Source organism: Calidifontibacillus oryziterrae (assembly GCF_000331575.1).
Lineage (GTDB): Bacteria > Bacillota > Bacilli > Bacillales > Bacillaceae_J > Calidifontibacillus_A > Calidifontibacillus_A oryziterrae.
Genome location: NZ_KB223527.1, coordinates 1,080,077 through 1,103,758, shown reverse-complemented (window position 1 = coordinate 1,103,758; position 23,682 = coordinate 1,080,077). Strand labels below are relative to the sequence as shown.

The window sequence follows — 23,682 nt, the reverse complement described above, 5'->3', positions numbered from 1 at the left end:
AGGCTGTCAATAGACAGCCTCGTTTTTATGCAGCTTTTTTATTTTGTTGGGCTTTATTATTTGTTTTTTCAATAAAAATTCCAAGGATTGCTCCTATGATTGCTGGGATAATCCAACCAACACCTTCGCTATAAAGTGGCATAGCGTTAGATAACAGCTGTGTAATATTTTTACCTACCAAACCAGCAGCAACAAGTCCATCAAAAATACTAATTAATCCAGCACCTATTACAGCACCTCTATATACAAATTTGGAACTATTAATATAACGATCGAGGAACGTTAAAATGATTAAAGTAATGGCAATTGGATAAACAGTCACTAAGACCGGAACAGATATTTTAATCAATTGAGTTAGACCGACATTCGCAACAATCATACTAAAAAATGAAAAAATTGCAGCATAGCTACGGTAAGAAAGCTTTGGCCAAATCTTTGTAAAGTATTCTGAGCACGATGAAACTAACCCTACAGACGTTGTTATGCAAGCAAACGTGATTGCTAAGCCTAAAATGATCGTACCAAGAGATTCATAATAATAGATTGCTGCTCCAGATAGAATTTGACCACCGTTTTCTGCAACACCAATTACACTTGTACTAGTAGCACCAAGTAGGGCTAATGAAATGTAGACTAGTGCAAGCCCAATAGCTGCAATGATTCCAGCTTTGATTGTTGTGACTGTAATTACTTTTTTGTCAGTAATGCCTAAGTCTTTTATTGCTGTAATAATAACTATACCGAAAACAAGTGCTGCTATCGCATCCATCGTTAAGTAGCCTTCAATGAAGCCTTTGAATAACGGGGATGTAGTATATGCATCCATTGGCGCCGAAATTGAACCCATCGGTTGGATAAATGCTTTCCCGACAAGAATTATTAAAATGATTAATAGTGCTGGGGTAAGTACTTTACCGATGCGATCAACTAATTTTGACGGATTAAGAGCCAACCAAAATGTGGTGGCAAAGAATAGAATAGTAAAAATAAACAAGGCTACACCGCTGTGCTTGAATCCTACTGGTAAAAAAGGAATAATTCCGATCTCAAAAGATACCGTACCTGTTCGTGGAATTCCAAAAAAAGGCGCTATTGTTAAATAGACGATAGTGGTAAATATCATACCAAATATCGGGTGAACACGATTTGCAATTTGCTGTAAATCACCATTACTAATGGCAATTGCTGTTACACCTAAAAGCGGGAGACCCACACCAGTGATTAAAAATCCAATAAGTGCGGGCCATATATTAGTTCCAGCTGCTTGTCCAAGTGCAGGTGGGAATATCATATTTCCAGCACCAAAGAAGAGGGCAAAAAGCATGAGCCCGACTGCTAGTGTTTTCTTGGCTGTTATGGTTTTCATTATATGGGGACCTCCTAGTTGTTAAGTTTTAAGATAATTTGAAGAATTTAATAAACATCTTATCATAAAAAAATGAAAAAATGCTATATTAAAAAAATATTATAATGTTTAAATATTTTCTAATTGTTTGATAATGTGGAATTATCAATTGATGTTTTGTACCAACGGGTTTCAAAATAGAAGTTGTTTGTGATATTATATGTAAATGCAAATTTAATATAAGATCAGGTGAATCCATTGATTTATTTTGACAATAGTGCAACGACAAAACCCTATAAAGATGTAGTAGAAGCATACGGGAAGGTAGCTATAGAATACTTTGGCAATCCATCATCCATTCATTCGCTCGGAAGTGAGGCTGAAAAATTGTTAACGCAGTCAAGGTTATTAACTGCGTCGATGCTAGGAGTAAAACAAACTGAAATTATCTTTACTTCCAGTGGGACCGAAGGGAATAACCTCGCTATCAAGGGTGTTGCCATAGGTCATAAAAAGCGTGGTAAGCATATTATCACTACAAGTATTGAGCATCCATCCGTAAGCGAAGCTTGTAAACAACTTGAAGTACTAGGTTATAGAGTCACATATCTTCCTGTAGACAAAAACGGTATAATTAATATCGAACAGCTAAGAGAAGCGATTCAAACTGATACGATATTAGTTTCTATAATCCATGTGAATAACGAATTAGGATCTGTACAACCGATAAAAGAAATAGGGCAGCTCCTTAAAAATTATCCTAAAATATTCTTTCATGTGGACCATGTTCAAGGAATTGGGAAAGTACCATTAAATATGAAGGAATGTGGGGTCGATCTTTGTTCTATATCTGGTCATAAATTTCATGCTTTAAGGGGAACAGGCATTTTGTTTGTTCGTGAGGGTGTCAAGCTAGCACCTTTGTTAAGTGGCGGTGGCCAGGAAATGAATGTACGGTCTGGAACAGAAAATATCGCTGGAATTGTCTCAATGACAAAAGCGTTAAGAATTAACTTAGACAAGGCAAAGGAACGAACGCAATTTTTAATAAAGATCAAAGAAAAGTTAATTGCTGGTTTAAATCAAATCAGTGGTGTTATCGTAAATACGTCACTAACTAATTCGGCACCGCATATAATAAATTTTTCAGTATTAAAGGTGAAACCAGAAGTAATAATCCATAGTTTAAGTAAACATAATATATATGTCTCAACCCGATCAGCATGTTCTTCAAAGCTTGCTCAGCCTAGTAAAGTTTTATTAGCAGCAGGATTAGGAGAAGAACGAGCAAAAAGTGCGATACGTGTTAGCTTATCATTTGATAATACACTAGAAGAAGCGGATGAATTTCTAAAAGCTTTAGACGAAATAGTACCGAAATTACAAAATGTCATGGGGTAGAAAAAATGGAATATGATCATATATTAATTCGTTATGGGGAAATGTCATTAAAAGGGAAAAACCGGTCAAGATTTTCCCAGGTTTTAAAAGGGAATATAAAAAATAAGTTGAGGGATTTTCCAAATGTTGTTATTAATCGTACGAAAGACCGGATGTACATTGATTTAAATGGAGAAGACCACGAAAAAATTAGTAATATACTAAAAGAAGTATTCGGCATTCAAAGCTTTAGTTTAGCTATTAAAACAAAAAGCGAGCTTGAGGAAATCCAAAAAGGTGCTCTAAAAGCCTTAAAGGAAGCAAAGCCAGATGCCGAAACATTTAAAGTAACAGCTAAACGTGCTGACAAATCTTTTCCGATTGGCTCGCAGGAATTAAATCATTTAGTAGGTGGATATATCCTTAAAAACACCGATGGCATAAAAGTTGATGTCCACCAACCTGATGTAAATGTTCGTGTTGAGGTGCGTAAAGGAGTAACATTTATTACATGTAAAATTGAAAAAGGAGCCGGTGGATTTCCGGTTGGTACGAATGGGAAGGCACTACTTATGCTTTCAGGTGGAATTGATAGTCCTGTTGCTGGGTACATGACAATGAAGCGTGGTGTTAAAATTGAAGCGATCCATTTTCATAGTCCACCATTTACGAATGAACGGGCAAAGCAAAAGGTGATTGATCTAGCACATAAACTAACAAAGTACGGTGGTAGAATCCGCTTGCATATCGTTCCATTTACTGATATCCAGCAGGAGCTACATAAACATATTCCTTCAAGCTATACAATGACAGCGATGCGAAGAATGATGTTACGGATTGCTGAAAAGGTCGCGATAGATAATGGGGCTTTAGCGATTGCTACTGGTGAAAGCTTAGGTCAGGTAGCAAGTCAAACTATGGAAAGTATGAATACAATCAATGAAGTTACAAATTTCCCAATTATTAGACCGTTGATTGCTATGGATAAATTAGAAATTATCGAGCTTGCCCATATGATTGATACTTATGAAATATCAATTCGACCATATGAGGATTGTTGTACAATTTTTCTTCCCTCTGATCCAAAAACAAAACCGAAAAAAGATAGAATTAATTTTTATGAGCAAAGGTTATCGAAAATGAAAGAAATGATCAGTGAAGCTATATGTAACATAGAAGTAATCGATATTGAGAGTTCTACTAAAATTCATAATATTGACCAACAATTTGAAGAATTATTTTAGGTGATTTTGCATACAATTACCAACGGTTTTTATGTATGAAGGCTTTTGCTTTTTCACACTCTATTAACACAACAGTTGAGGAGGTGAAAATCAAAATGCCTAATACAAGAAGTAGCAACAGTAACCAATTATTAGTGCCTGGGGTTTCTCAAGCCATTGATCAAATGAAATATGAAATTGCCCAAGAATTTGGTGTGAACCTAGGAGCAGATACAACTTCTCGTGCAAATGGTTCAGTTGGTGGAGAAATTACAAAACGTCTCGTTTCTATGGCTCAACAACAAATGGCAGGCTTTGGAAGATAACGGTAAATTGAATATATAAATGGCATAGGGTAAGTCTTCAGACTTACCCTTTTTGATATTAATTAAGTAAGTATAAGTACCTTGTTTAAAATTTTTAACTAAAAGGACAATATATTGTATTCAAAAAATTATAAGTTTTTAGTACAATACTTATTAGGTTAATATATTCTATATAAGTTGCATTTTTGTGCAAACAAATTGAGCGACCGCTCAGCGTAACGCAACGAATTGGAATGTTTAGAAACCACAAAACTTGGGGGGGGAAAGGAATGAAAAGAGAAGATTTATTAGCACCAGAAGTTTATAACTTAGTAGAAGAGGTAGAGCGATTTGCGCAAAACCCAGAGGCAGTAGCGATTAAGTGGGAAGACGAGCAAGGTAACAAGGATGAGATTACATATGCAAACTTAATGAAAAGAGTAAATAGGATTGGAAACGCTTTATTAAAAGCCGGTTTGACAAAAGGTGACAAGGCAATTATTATGGTTCCACGTCTTATTGACGCATATGCAATTTACTTAGGATGTCTTAAGGCAGGAATTGCTGTCAGCCCTGGATCGGAAATGCTCCGTGAAAAAGATATTCGTTACCGTTTAACGCACGGAGGAATGAAGGCAGTTATTAGTATTGATTCTCTAGTAGATGAGTTTAATCATATTAACGATATTGATTTTTCTAAATTTGTTATAGGTAAGAAGGTAGAGGGCTGGCAGTATTTAGATGAACTTGAAGCCGCTGCAAGTGACGAACTTGTGAAAGCGGATACAAAGGCGGATGACATGGCGTTTCTATCCTATACTTCAGGAACAACAGGGAATCCGAAAGGAGTTGTTCATACACATGGATGGGGGTATGCTCACTTAAGAACAGCTGCTAGTGGTTGGCTAGGAATTAAACAAGGTGATATAGTTTGGGCAACAGCTGCCCCAGGTTGGCAAAAGTGGATCTGGAGTCCATTTGTGTCTGTGTTAGGTTCTGGAGCAACAGGATTTGTTTATCATGGGAAATTTGATGCGAATAAATATTTACAATTATTACAAGACTACAATGTTAATGTTCTTTGCTGCACGCCGACAGAATATCGAGTTATGGCGAAGGTTGAGAATTTAAATGATTATAATTTACCAAATCTTCGCAGCGCTGTTTCAGCAGGAGAACCTCTGAATCGTGAAGTAATTGAGACGTTTAGAAAGTATTTTAATATTACTGTTCGCGATGGGTATGGGCAAACTGAAAATACATTACTAGTTGGTGTATTGGAAGGAATGGAGGTCAAACCTGGTTCAATGGGTAAGCCTACTCCAGGGAATCGAGTTGATATTGTAAACGAAGATGGAGAGCCTTGTGCAGTAGGTGAGGTAGGAGATATTGCTGTTCACAGAGAAACACCAGCTTTGTTTAAAAACTATTATAAAGATCCTGAAAGAACGGCAATGCAGTTTCGCGGTGATTGGTACATTACTGGTGATAGAGCGAAAAAGGATGAAGACGGCTACTTCTGGTTTGAGGGACGTGGCGACGACATTATTATAAGTTCAGGATACACAATTGGACCATTTGAGGTTGAAGATGCATTAGTCAAACATTCAGCTGTAAAAGAATGTGCAGTTGTTGCTAGCCCTGATGAGGTACGGGGCTCGATAGTTAAAGCGTTTGTTGTTTTAAGAGATGGTGTCGATAAGAATCGTGACGGATTAGTCAAAGAATTACAAGATCACGTTAAAGAATTGACAGCACCGTACAAATATCCGCGTGCAATTGAATTTATAGATGAGTTACCGAAAACAACATCTGGTAAAATTCGCCGCGTTGAGCTTCGTCAACAGGAGTTAGCGAAAAAAGCATAGTATTACGTACAAAAGCTGGTAGATCAAAAAATCTTCCAGCTTTTTTGATTGTTTAGCAAATTCCAGTTTATACGTCGCTAATCAGGGCGCCTATAGCTTTTGTTCAATTATTGCTGAATAAATTTTCGGTGGACCTTCTCCCAATAGGAATTATCTTTCAGTTTTACAGTTTTAATTCGTTTGTCTCCTAATTTTATTGAAATTTTTTTAATATGTTGAATGCTTAATGCTTCATTGTCCATACCGATAATTGGATGATCATTACCATCCTGAACTACTTTAAGGGTTAATTCTCTTTCCCCACTCAATATTAATGAAGATCCTAATGTTCGATATTTTATATTATTTAATGAAGCAAGCTCACTCAATTGAATACATGGAAGCATTGGATCTACGACAGCACCTTTAAGTGATTTCGTATAACCAGTACTTCCAGTAGGTGTAGCTACCACCATGCCGTCCCCGCGAAACGTTTCAAAAAGAAGATTATCTATATATACATCCATAACAAATGTTTTTATAATTGAAGACCGAATCGAACAATCATTTAAACAATAGAACGATGTATGATCATCTATTGTCACCTTTATCGTAGGATACCGGCGTACTTCTATATTTTCATTTGACATAGCATCTAGTAGCTTAGCTGTTTCATTTATATTGAAATCGGCATATAAGCTAGGTGAGCTCGTATTATTTATACCTGTGTATAAGCAATCATCACGGAAGCCTGTTTTTCGAACTGCTTGCAGAAATGTACCATCTCCACCAATACTTACTACAATGTTTGCTTCTTCATCATTTTCTATTACAAAGAAATTATTGTCTGCAGCAATCTTTTTTAGTTGTTCTACTTGTTGATTAGTTTGATCATTATGATGATAAAAAAAGAATAAATTGCGACGATTAGGCATATGTTATGGTCCTCCTTGAAAGATTAACTAGTAATTCTTTGTCTATATTATGATTTGCTTATATAATAAGAAACTATACTAATTCTATCTTTCTTTATTTAAAAAATAATCGTTGGATAAAAGAAGACAAGACTTAATAATTAGAGGAGAGAGATTATGAATCATTAAAAAGTAATAATCGGATATAAAATTCATAAAGATTTTCAGTTTTAAATTTGGTAAACTAATGAAGGATTTAGGAAACTTTTTACATTATTTCCGGATGAACCTTTATTAACTTTATAAGGAGGAGTTTTTCTTGAATGGAAAGCGGTGGTTAGCGCTTGGTATAGCAGTTATATTATTTTTCTTTTCATTGGGGGTTAATTTTCTAACTTCACTAGCATTTAATAATGAGGACGATTGGCGATTCAGTTGGATGGAAGAAATGAACAAGGAATTTACTGAAACTATAATTGAGGAAGGCTCAGAATTTGGAAGTATTGTTGTATTGGATGTTAATGGAGTAATTCAAGATACCGGTGAGATTGGAGCATTTTTTGAATCACCTACATATAATCATCGTAAGTTTTTAAAAATGCTTCAAAATGCAGGGGAGGATGATAGTGTAAAAGGCATTATCATTCGAGTGAATTCACCTGGTGGTGGAGTTTCGGAAAGTGCAGAATTGCATGATCGGATCGTAGATATTCAGGAGAATTATTCAAAACCGATTTATATCTCGATGGGAAGTATGGCAGCTTCAGGAGGGTATTATATATCTGCTCCTGCGGATAAAATTTTTGCAAGTCCCGAAACATTAACAGGGTCTTTAGGTGTAATTATGCAGGGTATCAATTACGCTCAATTAGCAGAGAAGTATGGTGTGAAGTTTGAAACAATAAAAAGTGGAGAGCATAAGGATATTATGAGTCCGACTCGTGAGATAACTGATGAAGAACGACGTATCCTTCAAGAAATGGTTGATAATTCTTATGAAGGATTTGTCGATGTTATTGTAAACGGTCGTAATATGTCTCCAGATAAGGTACGGGAAATTGCCGACGGACGGATTTATGATGGTCGCCAAGCAAAGGAGTTAGGCTTAATTGATGAGTTTGGTTATTTAGATGAAACAATTGCTGCGATGAAAGATCTTGAAGAAGTGGGCGATGTTTCAGTTGTAAGATACGGAGTTTCATTTGGTTTTGATTCACTGTTTAGTTCAATGAGTCAACACTTGTTTGTGGGTGACCTTGATTTTGAATTAACGAATATATCAAATATGCTTAGTCAACCTAATTCTCCACGACTAATGTATCTTTATGCACGATAGGAGGGGATGTCAAATGGAAGAACAAACGATCGGAATTATAAATGAACAGAAATCACAACAAATGGATCATAAATTTGTTGTTTTTGCAGGATTTTGGGTGCGCTTCTGGGCGTTTATGATTGATTTAATCGTTGTTGGTAGTTTAAATCGGATATTAATTGCCCCTTTTTTACGGTGGCAAAATGTCCCTATGGATGATTCGGGTCTGTTTTCAATTTCTGCCATTTTAACAGCGTTAATTATGTATGCTTATTTCATCATCATGACTAAGCATTTTGGGCAAACGCTTGGGAAAATGATATTTGGATTGAGAGTTGTTAATGAAACAGAGGAAAAGCTAACCTGGAGTACAGTCGTATTTAGAGAATTAGTTGGGAAATTTATTAGTGAAACGGTATTCTTTTTAGGATTTATTGTAGCTGGGTTTTCAGCAAGGAAAAAGGGCTGGCATGATTGGATTGCCGACACTGTAGTCGTTCAAGAACGTAGAGGTTTGACGCTTTCTCATTGGTAATTGTATATTACTAGGCATTTAAGTTGATATTATATCCAGTATTTTCACATTATTTCATACTATAAACCTGCTGAGGGATTACACTTGGCAGGTTTATTTGTTTTTCTGAGAGGTGATAATGGAAAGTGAAAGGGTGGTGAAGGAGTATGAATTGGGTCTTAATAGGTTTGGCAGTCATTTTGCTTTTTATTTTACTTTTATTTTTAAAGATAAAGATAAAAATAGATGTTTTACACACAGAGGACAATAACCATATTAAGATCACAATAAAGGCTTTATATGGTTTAATCTCATACACCTACAACGTTCCTTTCATAAACTTTGATAAGGATAGTGCATCTTTAGAAATAGAAACGAAGCAAAATATCGGAAATAATAAAAACAAACCGCTACTTTCAAAGGATAAACAAAAGATTACTCCAAATGAAATAATCAATAATGTGAAAAAAGCTAAGCAATTTTTAGAAAAAGTTATTCATCTCCATGTCATAGTAAAAAAGTTCATGAGGCATATTTCTGTTCATAAGCTTGAATGGAAAAGTTTAGTTGGCCTTGGTGATGCAGCTCATACTGGAATAGTTGTGGGGACGATTTGGGCGCTTAAGGGTGGAATAATCGGTATAGTAAGTAAGTATATGAAATTAATGTCCACTCCTAACGTAATGGTGACTCCATATTTTCAAGAGAATTTGTTACAAACACGATTTGAATGTATGATTTCATTTCGGATCGGGTATGCTATTGTCGCGGCATTAAGTGTAGTGAAATATTGGAGAAATACTAAAGGAGGTAGTCAACTTGTCAGAACATCCAATTCAAGGCTTAATGACAACAGCTATGGAAAGCTTGAAGCAAATGATTGATGTAAATACAATTATTGGGGATCCAGTCGAGACACCAGATGGAAGTGTAATTTTAACAGTTTCCAAAGTAGGGTTTGGATTTGCGGCAGGTGGAAGTGAGTTTCAATTACAAGGACAAAGTCAAGGACAAACACAGGGTGGAGATAGCAGTGACGGAGCAAACAGTGCAAATACTCTCCCTTTTGGTGGTGGTAGTGGTGCGGGAGTCTCGATTACACCAATCGCATTTTTAATTGTTAACTCATCAGGGGTTAAAATGATTCATCTTGATGAGAGTACCCACTTGTATGAACGGTTGTTAGACTTAGCACCACAAGCTGTAGATAAGATTCAAAGTATGTTAAGTAATAATAAGGATCAAAATAAGGATAACAAAAAGGAAGAATCAGAAAAGCAGCAGCATGAACCACCGATTTAAAAGGGACAATATACAAATAAATTTGGATAATAAATAGTTCTCAATTTAGAAAAGCTTTCTTTATTGAGACTTTTTTCATGTGGATTAGGTTCAAAAAGGTATTGGGAATTGAAAAAGATGTTTCTTATTTTCCTTTAGAGGGAATATAAATTTTTAAGATAGTTTTTTTAATTATAATGTGCTTTAGGGGAGGAAAATAAGATGGCAAACGTAACATTTAAAGGTAATCCAGTAACACTAGTAGGAAATGAAGTTAAGGTTGGCGATAGAGCACCAGATTTCACAGTTTTAGCAAATGACTTATCTGAAGTTACACTGGATGGGACAAAAGGGAATGTCCGTCTCATAAGCGTAGTTCCATCGTTAGATACAGGTGTTTGTGATGCACAAACAAGGAGGTTCAATGAGGAAGCCTCTAATTTAACAAATGTAAAGGTATTAACGATAAGTGTAGATTTACCATTTGCACAAAAGCGTTGGTGTGGCGCAAATGGGATTGAAAATGTGCAAACATTATCTGATCATCGCGATCTTTCTTTTGGAGAGGCATATGGAGTTTACATAAAAGAACTTCGTCTACTTACAAGAGCGGTTTTTGTAGTCGATAGTAATGATATCATCACATATGTAGAATATGTATCTGAAGCAACTAATCATCCAAATTATGAAAAGGCAATTGAAGCCGCTAAAATTGCTAACTAATTCAATATATGAAGAAGCAATGGTCTTATGCCACAGTCTTTAACACTGTGGTTTTTTTTGCAGATTGGTATGTAAACTATAGACGTAATTGGTGGCAGTCGTCTTTTGCAAATGCTACAATCCTGAGTTTGACAGTTAATTTAGCGAAAAACCTTCCAAACCCTTGTTATAATAGGGTGCTGGAAGGTTTTTTAGTTGGTTGAAAAATGAGTACTATTTTGTTTTTTTCGTTTGTTTTAAAATTTTTTTCATATTTTTTGTTGGAACAATTTCATAATCAGTCCGAAAAGAAAATGCTTCATGCAGCTTATCGGTTAAATCCGTTCGTTCGTATAGCGGAATGTAGCCTTCCCCTGATAGCTCCATCATTCTCATATCACGTAACGTTTGTATAATATCTGAACAAGTGAATTGTTCATCTAAATTTTTTTCGAGTATGCGATAAATCAGTAAGGAGAGAAAACACGTTAGAAAATGCGCCTCTACTCGTTGATCTTTTTTCACATAAACGGGTCTGGATTTAAACTCGCTTTTCATGATACGAAAGCTTTCTTCAATTTCCCAACGTTGATGATTGATACGTATCAACTCTAATGGATCTGATTCTAGGTTTGTACAAATCCCATAAAAACCATCGTATTGAGCTTCTTTTTGGATTGCTGCTTCATCTATTGAAAAATGCGTTTTATCAGCAATTTCTCCATCTTTTGTGGCATGGTGCGCACTTATAAAACGAGTTGGATCATTTGGTCTTTTCTTTTTTAAAGCCGACGGCATATCTATTTTTTTAAATGCCCGATCAATCTGCCGTTCACGAATGGTTTGCTGATAATGTTTATATTTCGGTGAAAAAGTGACAAGTAATCGTTGCTCTAATTCGCCTTCTTTAATCCAACGTTCTTTAAAATAGGTAGTTTTATTGTTGGAGCTGTCATCAATTTCTGAAAGGTGAATCGCTTTATCACCAGGGGTAATGTGCCATCCTTCTGGATCTAGTACCCACTCTTTTAAGTGTTTTTTTAACTTTTTTACGGATTGTGTTGTAATAAATCCCCGATTCCCCAACGTATTATAGATACGATTTTTTTCTGATGACAAGCCGGCATCCGTACAAACAACTATTTCCGATAATTCAAAATCCTTGAGGATTTTCTTTTCTAAAGGTTTGAGTGAACCTTGTTCATTTTCATTCCCAGGAAAAATAGAAAAAGCTAGAGGGAGGCCTGAGGCATCCATGAATAGTCCCATTTGAACAATTGGATTAGGGCGATTTTCTTTAGAGATGCCATGCCGTTTATCTCCATCTTCTTGTTCCATTTCAAAATAATAGTTTGTACAGTCATAATACAAAACCTTCGTGTGGCGATTGACTAATTTTAAACTGTTTTTATATGTAGTTTGTTGAATAAAATCTGATTCTTTTTGCAGGATATCTAGTGCACGATACATTTGATGTGGCTGGCAATGAATCCCCTCTAATAAAGATTTTGCTTGTTCAAAAGAGTTCTTTTTAGAGGTTGGGTGTAGCACTCGCATATAAATTATTTTGGATAAAATCTCATTTAAATCGTACTGAAATTTATATTTTTCTTGAATGACTTTCATTGCTTGCGATAAACCTAGTTGATAATAAATCGATTGTAAAAACAAATAACCAACATTAAAAGAACGACGTTGATGCTGATCAATCATTTTATGAGGATGGTATTTGGCTATAATAGGGGTCTTCTCTTTTTTCTTTTCTTCCGTTAATTTTTTCGCATAGGCTCGTGCCCATTCTTCTGGGTCTACACCAGGATGCTTGGCACGAATCTCATCCTCATTACCAAGAGCTTCGACCACTTTAGTGGTTGACTTTCCGTTTACATCACGGACATTTTCAATAACTGAATAAGAAACAGAATGTTTAGAGATGCTCTTTTTTATTCGCATAGTCGACTCCTCGATTCCCTATAATCTACCTATATAATAACATAGTACTAAATAGTACTCAATATTAAAACAGAAAAATTGACAAAAAAAATAAGCCCTATCAAGGCTTCTAGCATTTTTAATTAATTCTAAGTGTCAAACTCCCGCAACTAATCATCCAAATTATGAAAAGGCAATTGAAGCCGCTAAAATTGCTAACTAATTCAATATATGAAGAAGCAATGGTCTTATGCCACAGTCTTTAACACTGTGGTTTTTTTTGCAGATTGGTATGTAAACTATAGACGTAATTGGTGGCAGTCGTCTTTTGCAAATGCTACAATAAAACATTAGAAAATAGTCAGAGGAGCGATTAGATGGTACCACCTGTTATTGATATAGAAAAGCTATTTCAGGCTTTGGATGAATCTGCAAATATATTAAAGGAAGAGCTTCATCTATCATATTTGGATGCGTTAGCAGAAAGCGGGGAAAATTTATTTCAAAATGCGGTTCTTCAGGGGGTTCATTCCTTTACCGAAAAGAGGCTTCTGAAAAAATATGAAGAGATCCATTTAAATCAATTTTCAAATGAACAAATCCGGAAGGCGTTTCAGTTAGCAATTTTGAAGGGAATGAAGGAAGCGGTTCAGCCCAATCATGAAATGACCCCGGATGCAGTATGTCTTTTTATAAGCTATCTCTTTGAAAAGCTTACGGTTTCGAAACCGTCTCTACGCTTATTGGACCCTGCCTACGGAACGGGGAATTTAGTGACGGCCATATTAAACCATACGAATAAAGCTATACGTGCTTATGGAGTAGAGGTAGATGAAACGCTAATTAAATTAGGCTTTGTTGGATCAAACCTTCAAAAGCATGAAGTAGAGTTGTTTAAGCAGGATGCCCTTCAACCGATTTTTGTTGATGATGTTGATGTGATTGTTTCAGATTTGCCAGTAGGCTATTATCCAAATGATATAGTAGCGAAAGACTATGAATTACATACAACGACAATGGATCATTCTTTTATCCACTATTTATATATAGAAAAAGCGATAAGGCATTTAAAAGAAGGTGGTTATTTTATCGGAATGATTCCTAACTTTATGTTTACAGGAGAAGAGGCAAAAAACCTTAACAATTTCATAAAACAAAATGCAATTATTATTGGGTTGTTACAATTACCATTATCAATGTTTAAAAATGAAAAACACGCAAAAAGTATTTTTATTCTTCAGAAAAAAGGTGACGAGGCGCAAATACCGAAGCAGGCATTGCTAGTTGATTTGCCTAGCTTTTCAAATAAACAAGCGATGAGTGGAATGATTCAGCGTATTGATAGTTGGTTTAAAACAAATATTTATAAATAACCTGTGGTTTCTGGCATGATTTAGGACAATATTTTTATTTTGGATGTAGTTGTAATGAGAAATGAACAAAAAAAGCATACTACTGATAGTAAAGTTCAAAATAAAAATATTATTTTAAGGAGCTGTGAATCATGTCAAAGGTATTGGCTATCAACGCAGGCAGTTCTTCTTTGAAATTCCAATTGTTTGAGATGCCAAATGAAACGGTATTAACAAAAGGACTTGTTGAAAGAATAGGCTTAAACAACTCAATTTTCACTATTACAGTAAATGATGAAAAACATAAAGATATATTGGATATTCCCAACCATGCGGTAGCTGTAAAGCTATTGCTTGAGAAGCTGACAAGCTTGAAAATTATTTCTTCATTAGAGGAAATCGAAGGAATAGGGCATCGCGTAGTGCATGGGGGCGAAAAATTTTGGGATTCTGTCTTAATTACTCCTGAGGTTGTGAATGCAATAGATGAATTATCTGAGCTGGCTCCATTACATAATCCAGCCAATTTAACGGGTATAAAGGCCTTTAAAGAGGTACTGCCTAATGTTCCAGCGGTAGCAGTATTTGATACAGCCTTTCATCAAACAATGCCTGAAAAATCGTTTTTATATAGCTTACCATACGATTATTATAAAAAATTTGGGATTAGAAAATACGGTTTCCATGGTACGTCACATAAATATGTATCACATAGGGCAGCAGAATTAATGAAGCGTCCGTTAAAAACTCTTCGCTTACTATCTTGTCACCTAGGAAACGGTGCAAGTATTGCTGCAATAGAGGCTGGGAAGTCAATTGATACATCAATGGGGTTTACCCCTCTAGCAGGTGTGACGATGGGAACAAGGTCAGGTAATATTGACCCTGCTTTAATACCTTATATAATGGAAAAAACAGGGAAATCAGCAGACGAAGTTCTTGAAATATTAAATAAAGAAAGTGGAATGTTGGCGATTTCAGGCTTTTCTAGTGATTTACGCGATATCGAAACGGAAGCAGATAATGGAAATAATCGCGCCGAACTTGCATTAGAAGTATTCGCATCAAGAATTCATAAATATATAGGCTCGTACGCAGCACGTATGGGTGGTATTGATGCAATTATTTTCACAGCGGGCATTGGTGAAAATAGTGATGTTGTACGGGCTAGAGTTCTTCAGGGCTTAGAATTTATGGGAGTATACTGGGATCGAGCCTTAAATAAAATTCGAGGGAAGGAAGCGTTTATTAATCAACCGCATTCTCCTGTTAAGGTTATGGTTATTCCAACGAATGAGGAAGTAATGATTGCCCGGGATACTGTAAGGTTGGCAATATAGAATGCTTTTCTGGTGTAAAAAAATTGTAGACATGAGGGTATACCTCATGTTTATTTTTTTATTAACCGTTGTTAACGGAGCAAAGAAAAGTGAATGGAATAAAGAATTACGGTATGCTTCGTTATTTGCAGTTGTGGGCAGATTACGCATTTTTTCATGTTGAGGTTGGAACTGCGGCTTTAAAACAGTTAAAATAGGAATAAATAAAGCGCATAGGGGGATAGTCAATGGAAATATCTGAGCGTGATCGTCAAGTTTTTAAGCGAATTGAACAATGGGAGCAACAATTATTTGAATATGTACCGACAGATTTCGAACGGACATTTGATAAATGGCTGGAGAAAAGCTTTGAGAAGCTAGATCCAACTGTTAAAGAACAATTTTTCAAAAGCCTTGATAGCTGGTTGTTTCATTTGAATTCATTTATTCATGGATCCGACTCACAAATGAATGAAAGAGAACGCTTATTGAAAGCAGCGCGAATTTTCAATGATCAAATTGAACAAATTGATGATATGAAGAATTTAACAATTGATCAACTTACATATTTAGCAGATCAGCAAATTTCAAAGTATCGAATCTATTCATTTTCACAAGGCGGCCTAGCTGGTACTGGCGGGTTGCTTTTAAGTGCAGATATTCCGGCGATCACTATCCTAAATTTACGTGCTGTACAAAATATTGCACTTGTTTATGGTTACGATGTAAATGTACCTTTTGAAATGATGACGTCATTAAAAGTATTTCACGCTGCAACATTACCAAAAAGAATGCGGGCAGCTAGCTGGGAAAGTTTGATAAAGGATGTGCGCCAGTTTGACGAGCAATACTATTATTTATATGAAAAGGATGACGATTTAACAGATGTTACGTGGCTAGAGCAACCTCTGTTACAACTATTAAAATCAATGGTAATCATCATGTTTAGAAAAAAATTAATCCAAGGTTTGCCTTTGGTTGGAATGGCAATAGGTGCCGGAATGAACTATAAGCTTTCAAGGCAAGTGACAGAATTTGCCAATTATTATTATCAAAAACGGTTTTTAAGTGAAAAGGGAGTTTGAATAAATCCAATCCATTTGAGGTGAAAGCATGAGTGTAGAAGAGCATAAAAAAGAAGCCCCAAAATTTGTTCGATGTAAGGTCATTACTGTTAGTGACACCCGTACTGAGGAAACCGATAAAAGTGGTCAGTTAATGAAGTCGTTACTTGAAGCGAACGGTCATCAAATTGTTGACTACGAAATTGTAAGAGATGAGCAAGGACCGATCCGCACCGCTATTTTAAAAGGCTGTGAAGCGAGTAATATTGATGTTGTTTTGATAAATGGGGGGACAGGCATTGCGAAACGGGACGTTACAATTGAAACCGTAGAGCAACTACTTGAAAAAGAAATGGTAGGCTTCGGGGAGATATTCAGAATGTTAAGCTATACGGAAGATATTGGCTCGGCAGCAATATTAAGCAGAGCTATTGCTGGGGTTGCAATGGGAACACCAATATTTTCAACCCCAGGTTCGTCAGGAGCGGTAAAACTGGCAATGAATAAACTTATTCTTCCAGAGCTTACCCACGTCATTCGGGAAATTCGGAAGGACAAGTAAAATCATACGGAATCAGAGCGATGGAAAGTAAAATGATACAGGTATATGTGTAAGGAAAAGTAAATTTCTAATCATTGAAATAAACAATGATAATATGAAAAGTCCAAATCGCTTTTGCCAAGTAATTTGGACTTTTCATAATGTATTACGTCAGCGTGTTGTTGATTAGTAGTAAAAAGAAGATAATGCTAAGACAAATTTTCACGTCGTTAGTTCATTCAGTTTTCGATCTTGTGAATTGAAGTGATGTAAGTCTCATTGGTGCATTTTTGCAGAAGATATATGTTGATTTGTTCGATACCAAATCCATAGATCATTAATAATTGAAGCGAGCTCCGCGATTTCTGTGTTTAATTGACATGATCGCAAAAAGTTTGCTTCAACGTTTAATTCAGCTTGTTTTTTATTAATGGATGCTTCTAAGCTTTTAATCCGATCGGGAATTTGCCCGCGAATTTTCTCCCATTCAGCTAGTATCTCTTGCTGAATATCATGATTGTATTGACCCCATTCCTTATCTAGGTTTGGTACCAATATTCCTAATCTTTGATCTAATTGAAAATAACTAGTCAAATGACTCTCCCCTTTTTGCTTAGGCCGTGTTAAAAGTAATTGTTGTTTTTTCACAAAATGAGTTATGAAATAGTAACAGTGCCTCTCTCCTATTAACAAGCTAAAATTCATCAATGATGGAATAGTATATATTTTACATGATCTACTTTGTGATATCCATTTATAACAACTCTAGATTTTTATAATATTTTTTATAATACCTATTGAAAAAAGCGAAAAAAATTGTTAGAGTATATTCTATCGAACTGCGAATAGTACAGTTTTTTAGGGGATAAATGATCCTCTTTCATTTTTATTTTTTATGAATATTTATAAGTTAAAAAGAATCTTTATACAATAGCAAGGTAATTAAGAGGAGGAATTTTTGAATGGCTAATAAAAAATGTGTTCTTGCTTATTCTGGGGGTCTCGATACTTCAGTTGCAATTAAATGGATTGCAGAACAAGGGTATGATGTGATTGCGGTTTGTTTAGATGTAGGGGAGGGAAAGGATTTAGATTTCATTAAAGAGAAAGCGTTAAAGGTTGGGGCAATTAAATCAGTTGTTATTGATGCGAAAAATGAATTTGCAGAGCAATTTGTATTGCCATCTCTTTATGCTAATACAATGTATGAAAATAAGTATCCGCTTGTTTCAGCATTATCGCGTCCGTTAATCGCAAAAAAGCTTGTTGAAATTGCAGAACAGGAAGGTGCGGACGCTGTTGCTCATGGTTGTACTGGCAAAGGAAATGACCAAGTCCGCTTTGAGGTATCGTTTGCTGCTTTAAATCCAAATCTAGAGGTTATTGCGCCGGTTCGTGAGTGGAGCTGGTCACGTGAAGAAGAAATAGAATATGCAAAAAAACATGGTATTCCAATTCCAATTAATTTAGATAGCCCATATTCAATCGACCAAAACCTGTGGGGAAGAGCAAATGAGTGTGGTGTCTTAGAAGATCCATGGGTTGCACCACCAGCTGATGCTTATGATTTAACGGTTGCAATTGAGGATGCACCGGATACTCCAGAAATTGTTGAGATTGAATTTGTTAAAGGGAAACCTGTAAGTTTAAATGGGAAGGAATATCCGCTAGATGAATTAATCCTTACATTAAATAAATTAGCTGGAAAACATGGAGTTGGTCGTATTGACCATGTAGAAAACCGTCTTGTTGGCATTAAATCTCGTGAAGTTTATGAGGCGCCAGCTGCTATTACATTGATTAAAGCACATAAAGAGCTTGAAGATCTAACATTAACCCGTGAGGTAGCACATTTCAAACCGATTATTGAAATGAAGCTTGAAGAAGTAATTTATAACGGCTTATGGTTCTCGCCATTAACAGACGCACTTAAGTCCTTCTTAACTGAAACACAACAAACAGTTACAGGTGTAGTTCGTGTAAAATTATTTAAAGGACATGCAATTGTTGAGGGACGTAAGTCTGACTATTCACTTTATAACGAGAAGCTTGCGACGTATACAACAGATGATTCATTTGATCATACTGCAGCAGTTGGTTTTACGAAGCTTTGGGGTCTCCCAACACAAGTGAACAGTATGGTTAATGGTAAAAAGAAGGTGAACGCGTGACTGTAAAGAAGCTCTGGGGTGGCCGCTTCGAAAAAACAGCAGAACAGTGGGTCGATGAGTTTGGTGCATCGATCCACTTTGATAAACAGCTTGTTGAAGAGGATATCGAAGGAAGCGTTGCCCATGTCACAATGCTAGGTAAATGCGGGATATTAACTGGTGAAGAATCTGAGAAAATAAAGGATGGATTGGTTCATCTACTTCAAAAGGCAAAGAAGGGCGAATTGGAATTTTCCGTTCAATATGAAGATATCCATTTGAATATTGAAAAACAATTGATTGACTTAATCGGCCCTGTCGGCGGAAAATTACACACAGGTAGAAGCCGAAATGACCAAGTTGCTACAGATACACATCTATATTTGCGAAATCAAGTAAAGGAAATTTTAGAATATATAAGAGCATTACAGGGGGCATTGGTTAAGCAGGCAGAAATTCATGTTGAAACTGTTTTTCCTGGTTATACACATTTACAACGCGCCCAACCAGTCTCATTTGCGCATCATTTGTTAGCCTATTTTTGGATGCTAAATCGAGATTATGCGAGAATGCAGGAATCATTAAAAAGGATTAATGTTTCTCCGCTTGGCGCAGGTGCTTTGGCGGGAACAACCTTTCCGATTGATCGTGAATATACCGCTGAATTATTAGGGTTTGAAAGTGTCTATAACAATAGCTTAGATGCGGTAAGTGACAGAGACTTTATACTAGAGTTTTTAAGTAATGCTTCAATCTTAATGATGCACTTATCACGTTTTTGCGAAGAGTTAATTCTTTGGTCAACATCAGAATTTAATTTTGTCGAAATTGATGATACGTTTGCAACTGGTAGTAGCATTATGCCACAAAAGAAAAATCCAGATATGGCAGAGCTCATTCGTGGTAAAACAGGGCGTGTATACGGTTCTTTGTTTGGCTTATTAACGGTCATGAAGGGAACACCTTTAGCATATAATAAAGATTTTCAGGAAGATAAAGAAGGAATGTTTGATGCAGTGAAAACCGTAAAAGGCTCCTTAAAAATTTTCGCTGGAATGATTGAAACATTAAATGTAAAAACAGACGTGCTAGAAAAAACAGTAAAATCTGATTTCTCTAATGCAACTGAGCTTGCAGATTATTTAGCAACAAAAGGAATGCCCTTTAGAGAAGCACATGAGGTTGTTGGAAAGCTAGTATTAACATGTATACAAAGGGGCATATATTTACTTGATCTTTCACTTGATGATTATAAGCAAGCATCTGACTTATTTGAGAAAGATATATATGATGTTTTACAGCCACAAACAGTTGTAGCAAGACGTAATAGCTTAGGCGGTACGGGTTTTGCACAAGTTAAACTTGCACTAGAGCAGGCAAAAGAAGCGTTGGGGAAATAGCCCAACGCTTCTTTTTAGTAAAAAATCGTCCCTAAACTAACATCTTATTATTTGCTATCCTCATCATTTCGTACAACAAGAACATCGCACTTTGCATAGCGTGTGATATGCTCAGATACACTACCAATAAAGAAACGCTCCACAGCATTAAGTCCCGTTGCTCCACATACAATTAAATCAGCTTCCATTTCAGGTGCAATATCCTTTGCTATCTTAACTTTAGGTGAGCCGTATTCAACAATTAATTCTACCTTTTGCAAACCAGCTGTTTCTGCAGTTTTCTTATGTTCGTTTAGAATCTCATTTGCAAATCTTTCGGCGCGTTCTGCGATTGTACGGTCATAAGCCTCAACTGTTGCGAAAGATCGTGTATCTACTACATGGGCAATAATTAATTTAGCATCATTCCGTTTTGCGATGGTTACAGCTTTACGGAATGCCTTTTCAGATTCTTTTGAACCATCAATAGCAACTAATATATTTTTATAAGTAAAGCTCATGTTTATCCCCCTCTCAATTATCCATTTTAGGTACTTTATTCTATTAATAATTATAACACCAAATTATTGTTATTGTATGGAAAAAGAGTGAAAAAGTATTGATGATTGTTTGACAAATTGAAATTTTGCCAAGATTAAGAAGCATACAAATAGTCATTGATTTTCTTGTTATGATAAAATTATATTTGTACAAAAAATTTCTAAGTTTGGGGGAATAATGTATGCGTATTGGAGTACCCACTGAAATAAAAAACAGTGAAAACCGTGTTGCAATGACTCCTGCAGGTGTAGTACATTTAGTCAGTTCTGGACATGAGGTTTTTGTTCAAAGTAATGCTGGGCTAGGCTCGGGTTTTTCTGATGAGCAATATGTAAAGGCAGGAGCAAAAATTGTTTCTTCAGCACAAGAAGCATGGTCGATGGATATGGTTATGAAGGTAAAGGAACCATTACCCGAAGAATACCAATATTTTCGAGAAGGATTACTATTATTTACATATTTGCATTTAGCGGCAGAACCAGAACTTACTAAAGCGTTAATGAAAACAAAAGTTGTTGCAATTGCATATGAAACAGTTGAGCTCCCAAATCATACTCTCCCACTTTTAACTCCAATGAGTGAAGTTGCAGGTCGAATGGCTGCGCAAATTGGAGCGAACTTCTTAGAAAAACCGAACGGTGGTAAAGGTATATTATTAGCAGGTGTTCCCGGCGTGAAGCGTGGGAAGGTTACAATTATAGGTGGCGGCGTTGTTGGAACGAATGCAGCAAAGATTGCAATCGGTCTTGGAGCAGATGTCACCATTATTGATGTAAGTCCTGAGCGGCTAAGGCAATTAGATGATATATTTGGTACGAAAATTAAAACATTAATGTCTAATCCGTATAATATCGCAGAATCTGTAAAAGAATCTGACCTACTCATAGGCGCAGTCTTGATTCACGGAGCAAAAGCGCCACAGCTTGTTACAGAAGAAATGGTAACAACAATGAGTAAAGGCTCAGTCATTGTTGATGTTGCAATAGATCAAGGAGGAATTGTTGAAACAATTGATCGGATTACAACCCATTCAAATCCAACCTTTGAAAAGCATGGAGTTGTTCATTATGCAGTTGCGAATATGCCTGGAGCTGTACCAAGAACCTCAACAATTGCATTAACAAACGTAACGGTTCCTTATGCTTTACAAATTGCAAATAAAGGCTATGTTCAAGCATGTCTAGATAACGAGGTTCTCTTAAAAGGGGTAAACGTAATTAACGGATATGTAACTTATGAAGCTGTTGCTGAAGCACTAGGTTTGGAGTATACAAATGCTGTGCAGGTTCTTCAAAATCTATAGGCTATATGAAATAGTATTGTTGATTTTATTATTCTACCTTCACATCATCTAAAGGCAACGACTTCCGCCTCTATGGGCGTGAAGTCGTGTCTTGTAAATTAGGATAATTCGAGAGTTATTTAATAATCATAAGTTCTTTTGGGAATTTTGTTAAAGACTCTACGCCACTCTCTGTAATAAGAAGATCATCCTCAATTCGCACTCCGCCTGTAGTAGGTACATAGATGCCAGGTTCAATTGTAAAAACCATACCTGGTTGTAGAGTATCGGTATTTGTTGCATTCATAGAAGGAAATTCATGAATCCCAATTCCAAGTCCGTGGCCGATGCGATGTGTAAAATAATCACCATATCCAGCTTCAGCTATAATATCTCGCGCTGTTTTATCAATGGACCCTATTTCTATACCTGGCTTACATGCACGTATAGCAGATTTCTGTGCTTTTAAAACCGTTTCATAAATTGTTTTTTGCTCTTCATTTATATGATCAAAAGCAACGGTTCTAGTAATATCTGAACAGTACCCTTCAAAAATAACACCGAGATCAAATAATACAAGGTCACCCTTTTGAACTTCATCTACACTAGGTGTACCATGAGGAGACGCGGTTTTACTACCAGTTAGAACCATTGTTGCAAACGACATGTCTCTAACACCTTTTTTCTTTAATTCAAACTCAATTGTCGCAACAATTTCTAATTCCGATTTTCCTTCTTTAATTGCTTGGGTACCGATTTCAACTCCAAAGTCTGCTAGTCTTGCTGCTTCTTTTAAGATAGAAATTTCTGCTTCATCTTTAATTAATCTAAGTTGATTAAGGATCGCTTCAATACTTCTAAAGGCTATATTCGGGTAAAGCTTTTGCAGCATTTCCCCACGTTCAATAGAAAGTTGCTCTTTTTCAATCGCGATTGTATTTATGGTAGTCGTCCTTTTTGCTATTGCATTTCTAATGAACTCCCATGGATTTTCTATGTCGCTATAACCAAGCAGTTCAAAATCCCAGCCAGCACTTTTAGCGTCAGCCATTTCCATTTTTGGGCAAATCAAAAATGGTTCATCGTTTTGAAAAACTCCTAGAGCAATAATACGTTCATGTGGATTTGAATAATATTTACTTAAATAAAATATATTTTCTGTAGAAGTAATTAGTGCGAAGTCAATATTCTCATGTTTCAACCACTGTGAAAGTTGTTCTAATCGGTTTTTCATTGCAACACATCCTCTAAATTTTCTTAATATAGTAATTGTATG

At 36.0% G+C, this 23,682-nt stretch carries 22 protein-coding genes; 16 read left to right on the top strand and 6 right to left on the bottom strand.

All coding sequences use genetic code 11. The features are described from left to right. Positions 1-25 precede the first annotated feature (25 nt). A complete protein-coding gene (brnQ, locus tag D612_RS0114075) occupies positions 26-1,366 on the bottom strand; it encodes a branched-chain amino acid transport system II carrier protein (protein WP_017756125.1) in 1,341 nt (446 codons plus the stop codon). A 237-nt stretch (positions 1,367-1,603) separates the two neighbouring features. On the opposite strand from brnQ, the gene D612_RS0114070 reads away from it, so the two are divergent. From D612_RS0114070 to mbcS, 4 genes are all read left to right on the top strand, one after another. Next, complete coding sequence (locus D612_RS0114070) at positions 1,604-2,746, top strand: cysteine desulfurase family protein (RefSeq protein ID WP_017756124.1); 1,143 nt, start codon at positions 1,604-1,606, stop codon at positions 2,744-2,746. Between the two features lie 5 nt (positions 2,747-2,751). Continuing rightward, the gene (gene thiI, locus D612_RS0114065) at positions 2,752-3,969 is read left to right on the top strand and encodes a tRNA uracil 4-sulfurtransferase ThiI (RefSeq protein ID WP_017756123.1); all 1,218 of its coding nucleotides are present in this window, start codon (positions 2,752-2,754) and stop codon (positions 3,967-3,969) included. Between the two features lie 95 nt (positions 3,970-4,064). Beyond that, on the top strand, positions 4,065-4,274 hold the full coding sequence (locus D612_RS0114060; RefSeq protein WP_017756122.1) for an alpha/beta-type small acid-soluble spore protein: 210 nt from the start codon (positions 4,065-4,067) through the stop codon (positions 4,272-4,274). A gap of 269 nt (positions 4,275-4,543) precedes the next feature. Beyond that, on the top strand, positions 4,544-6,121 hold the full coding sequence (gene mbcS, locus D612_RS0114055) for an acyl-CoA synthetase MbcS (RefSeq protein WP_017756121.1): 1,578 nt from the start codon (positions 4,544-4,546) through the stop codon (positions 6,119-6,121). Positions 6,122-6,228: 107 nt separating this feature from the next. Here mbcS and D612_RS0114050 read toward each other — a convergent pair whose 3' ends face one another. Next, complete coding sequence (locus tag D612_RS0114050; protein ID WP_017756120.1) at positions 6,229-7,035, bottom strand: NAD kinase; 807 nt, start codon at positions 7,033-7,035, stop codon at positions 6,229-6,231. A 298-nt stretch (positions 7,036-7,333) separates the two neighbouring features. Between D612_RS0114050 and sppA the strand changes: the two genes are divergently transcribed. The 5 genes from sppA (at position 7,334) to tpx (ending at position 10,847) form a co-directional block, all read left to right on the top strand. Beyond that, positions 7,334-8,350 carry a signal peptide peptidase SppA gene (sppA, locus tag D612_RS0114045; protein WP_017756119.1) on the top strand — a complete coding sequence of 339 codons (1,017 nt, stop codon included), beginning with the start codon at positions 7,334-7,336 and terminating at the stop codon, positions 8,348-8,350. 13 nt (positions 8,351-8,363) lie between these two features. Then, the gene (locus tag D612_RS0114040) at positions 8,364-8,864 is read left to right on the top strand and encodes an RDD family protein (RefSeq protein ID WP_017756118.1); all 501 of its coding nucleotides are present in this window, start codon (positions 8,364-8,366) and stop codon (positions 8,862-8,864) included. A gap of 146 nt (positions 8,865-9,010) precedes the next feature. Then, on the top strand, positions 9,011-9,727 hold the full coding sequence (locus tag D612_RS0114035; RefSeq protein WP_017756117.1) for a DUF2953 domain-containing protein: 717 nt from the start codon (positions 9,011-9,013) through the stop codon (positions 9,725-9,727). Further along, positions 9,663-10,145 carry a GerW family sporulation protein gene (gene ytfJ / locus D612_RS0114030; RefSeq protein WP_017756116.1) on the top strand — a complete coding sequence of 161 codons (483 nt, stop codon included), beginning with the start codon at positions 9,663-9,665 and terminating at the stop codon, positions 10,143-10,145. Before D612_RS0114035 ends, ytfJ begins: the two co-directional genes overlap by 65 nt. Before the next feature lie 201 nt (positions 10,146-10,346). Continuing rightward, the gene (gene tpx / locus D612_RS0114025; RefSeq protein WP_017756115.1) at positions 10,347-10,847 is read left to right on the top strand and encodes a thiol peroxidase; all 501 of its coding nucleotides are present in this window, start codon (positions 10,347-10,349) and stop codon (positions 10,845-10,847) included. 213 nt (positions 10,848-11,060) lie between these two features. Here the strand turns inward: tpx and D612_RS0114020 are convergent, their stop codons facing one another. Further along, positions 11,061-12,779, bottom strand: coding sequence for an IS1634 family transposase (locus D612_RS0114020; protein WP_017755013.1), 1,719 nt, complete (start codon positions 12,777-12,779; stop codon positions 11,061-11,063). Between the two features lie 356 nt (positions 12,780-13,135). On the opposite strand from D612_RS0114020, the gene D612_RS0114015 reads away from it, so the two are divergent. The 4 genes from D612_RS0114015 (at position 13,136) to D612_RS0113995 (ending at position 17,055) form a co-directional block, all read left to right on the top strand. Then, positions 13,136-14,131 carry a class I SAM-dependent methyltransferase gene (locus D612_RS0114015; protein ID WP_017756114.1) on the top strand — a complete coding sequence of 332 codons (996 nt, stop codon included), beginning with the start codon at positions 13,136-13,138 and terminating at the stop codon, positions 14,129-14,131. Positions 14,132-14,262: 131 nt separating this feature from the next. After that, positions 14,263-15,450 (top strand): acetate kinase, encoded by a 1,188-nt coding sequence (locus tag D612_RS0114010; protein WP_017756113.1) that lies wholly within the window; start codon positions 14,263-14,265, stop codon positions 15,448-15,450. A gap of 227 nt (positions 15,451-15,677) precedes the next feature. Continuing rightward, positions 15,678-16,514 carry an EcsC family protein gene (locus D612_RS0114000; RefSeq protein WP_017756111.1) on the top strand — a complete coding sequence of 279 codons (837 nt, stop codon included), beginning with the start codon at positions 15,678-15,680 and terminating at the stop codon, positions 16,512-16,514. A gap of 28 nt (positions 16,515-16,542) precedes the next feature. After that, the gene (locus D612_RS0113995) at positions 16,543-17,055 is read left to right on the top strand and encodes a MogA/MoaB family molybdenum cofactor biosynthesis protein (protein ID WP_017756110.1); all 513 of its coding nucleotides are present in this window, start codon (positions 16,543-16,545) and stop codon (positions 17,053-17,055) included. A 255-nt stretch (positions 17,056-17,310) separates the two neighbouring features. On the opposite strand, the gene D612_RS0113990 is transcribed toward D612_RS0113995, so the two are convergent. Further along, positions 17,311-17,628, bottom strand: a complete 318-nt coding sequence (locus tag D612_RS0113990) for a hypothetical protein (protein WP_026092516.1) — start codon at positions 17,626-17,628, stop codon at positions 17,311-17,313. A gap of 368 nt (positions 17,629-17,996) precedes the next feature. Here D612_RS0113990 and D612_RS0113985 point away from each other — a divergent pair, with 368 nt between their 5' ends. After that, a complete protein-coding gene (locus D612_RS0113985; RefSeq protein WP_017756108.1) occupies positions 17,997-19,205 on the top strand; it encodes an argininosuccinate synthase in 1,209 nt (402 codons plus the stop codon). Next, entirely contained in the window at positions 19,202-20,584 is a 1,383-nt protein-coding gene (gene argH, locus D612_RS0113980; protein ID WP_017756107.1) for an argininosuccinate lyase, read from the top strand. Before D612_RS0113985 ends, argH begins: the two co-directional genes overlap by 4 nt. Before the next feature lie 47 nt (positions 20,585-20,631). Here argH and D612_RS0113975 read toward each other — a convergent pair whose 3' ends face one another. After that, positions 20,632-21,084: a universal stress protein gene (locus tag D612_RS0113975; protein ID WP_017756106.1), complete on the bottom strand. Its 453-nt coding sequence runs from the start codon at positions 21,082-21,084 to the stop codon at positions 20,632-20,634. A 221-nt stretch (positions 21,085-21,305) separates the two neighbouring features. Between D612_RS0113975 and ald the strand changes: the two genes are divergently transcribed. Further along, positions 21,306-22,427: an alanine dehydrogenase gene (gene ald, locus D612_RS0113970; protein ID WP_017756105.1), complete on the top strand. Its 1,122-nt coding sequence runs from the start codon at positions 21,306-21,308 to the stop codon at positions 22,425-22,427. Positions 22,428-22,542: 115 nt separating this feature from the next. Here ald and D612_RS0113965 read toward each other — a convergent pair whose 3' ends face one another. Continuing rightward, on the bottom strand, positions 22,543-23,640 hold the full coding sequence (locus tag D612_RS0113965; protein WP_017756104.1) for a M24 family metallopeptidase: 1,098 nt from the start codon (positions 23,638-23,640) through the stop codon (positions 22,543-22,545). Positions 23,641-23,682 lie beyond the last annotated feature (42 nt).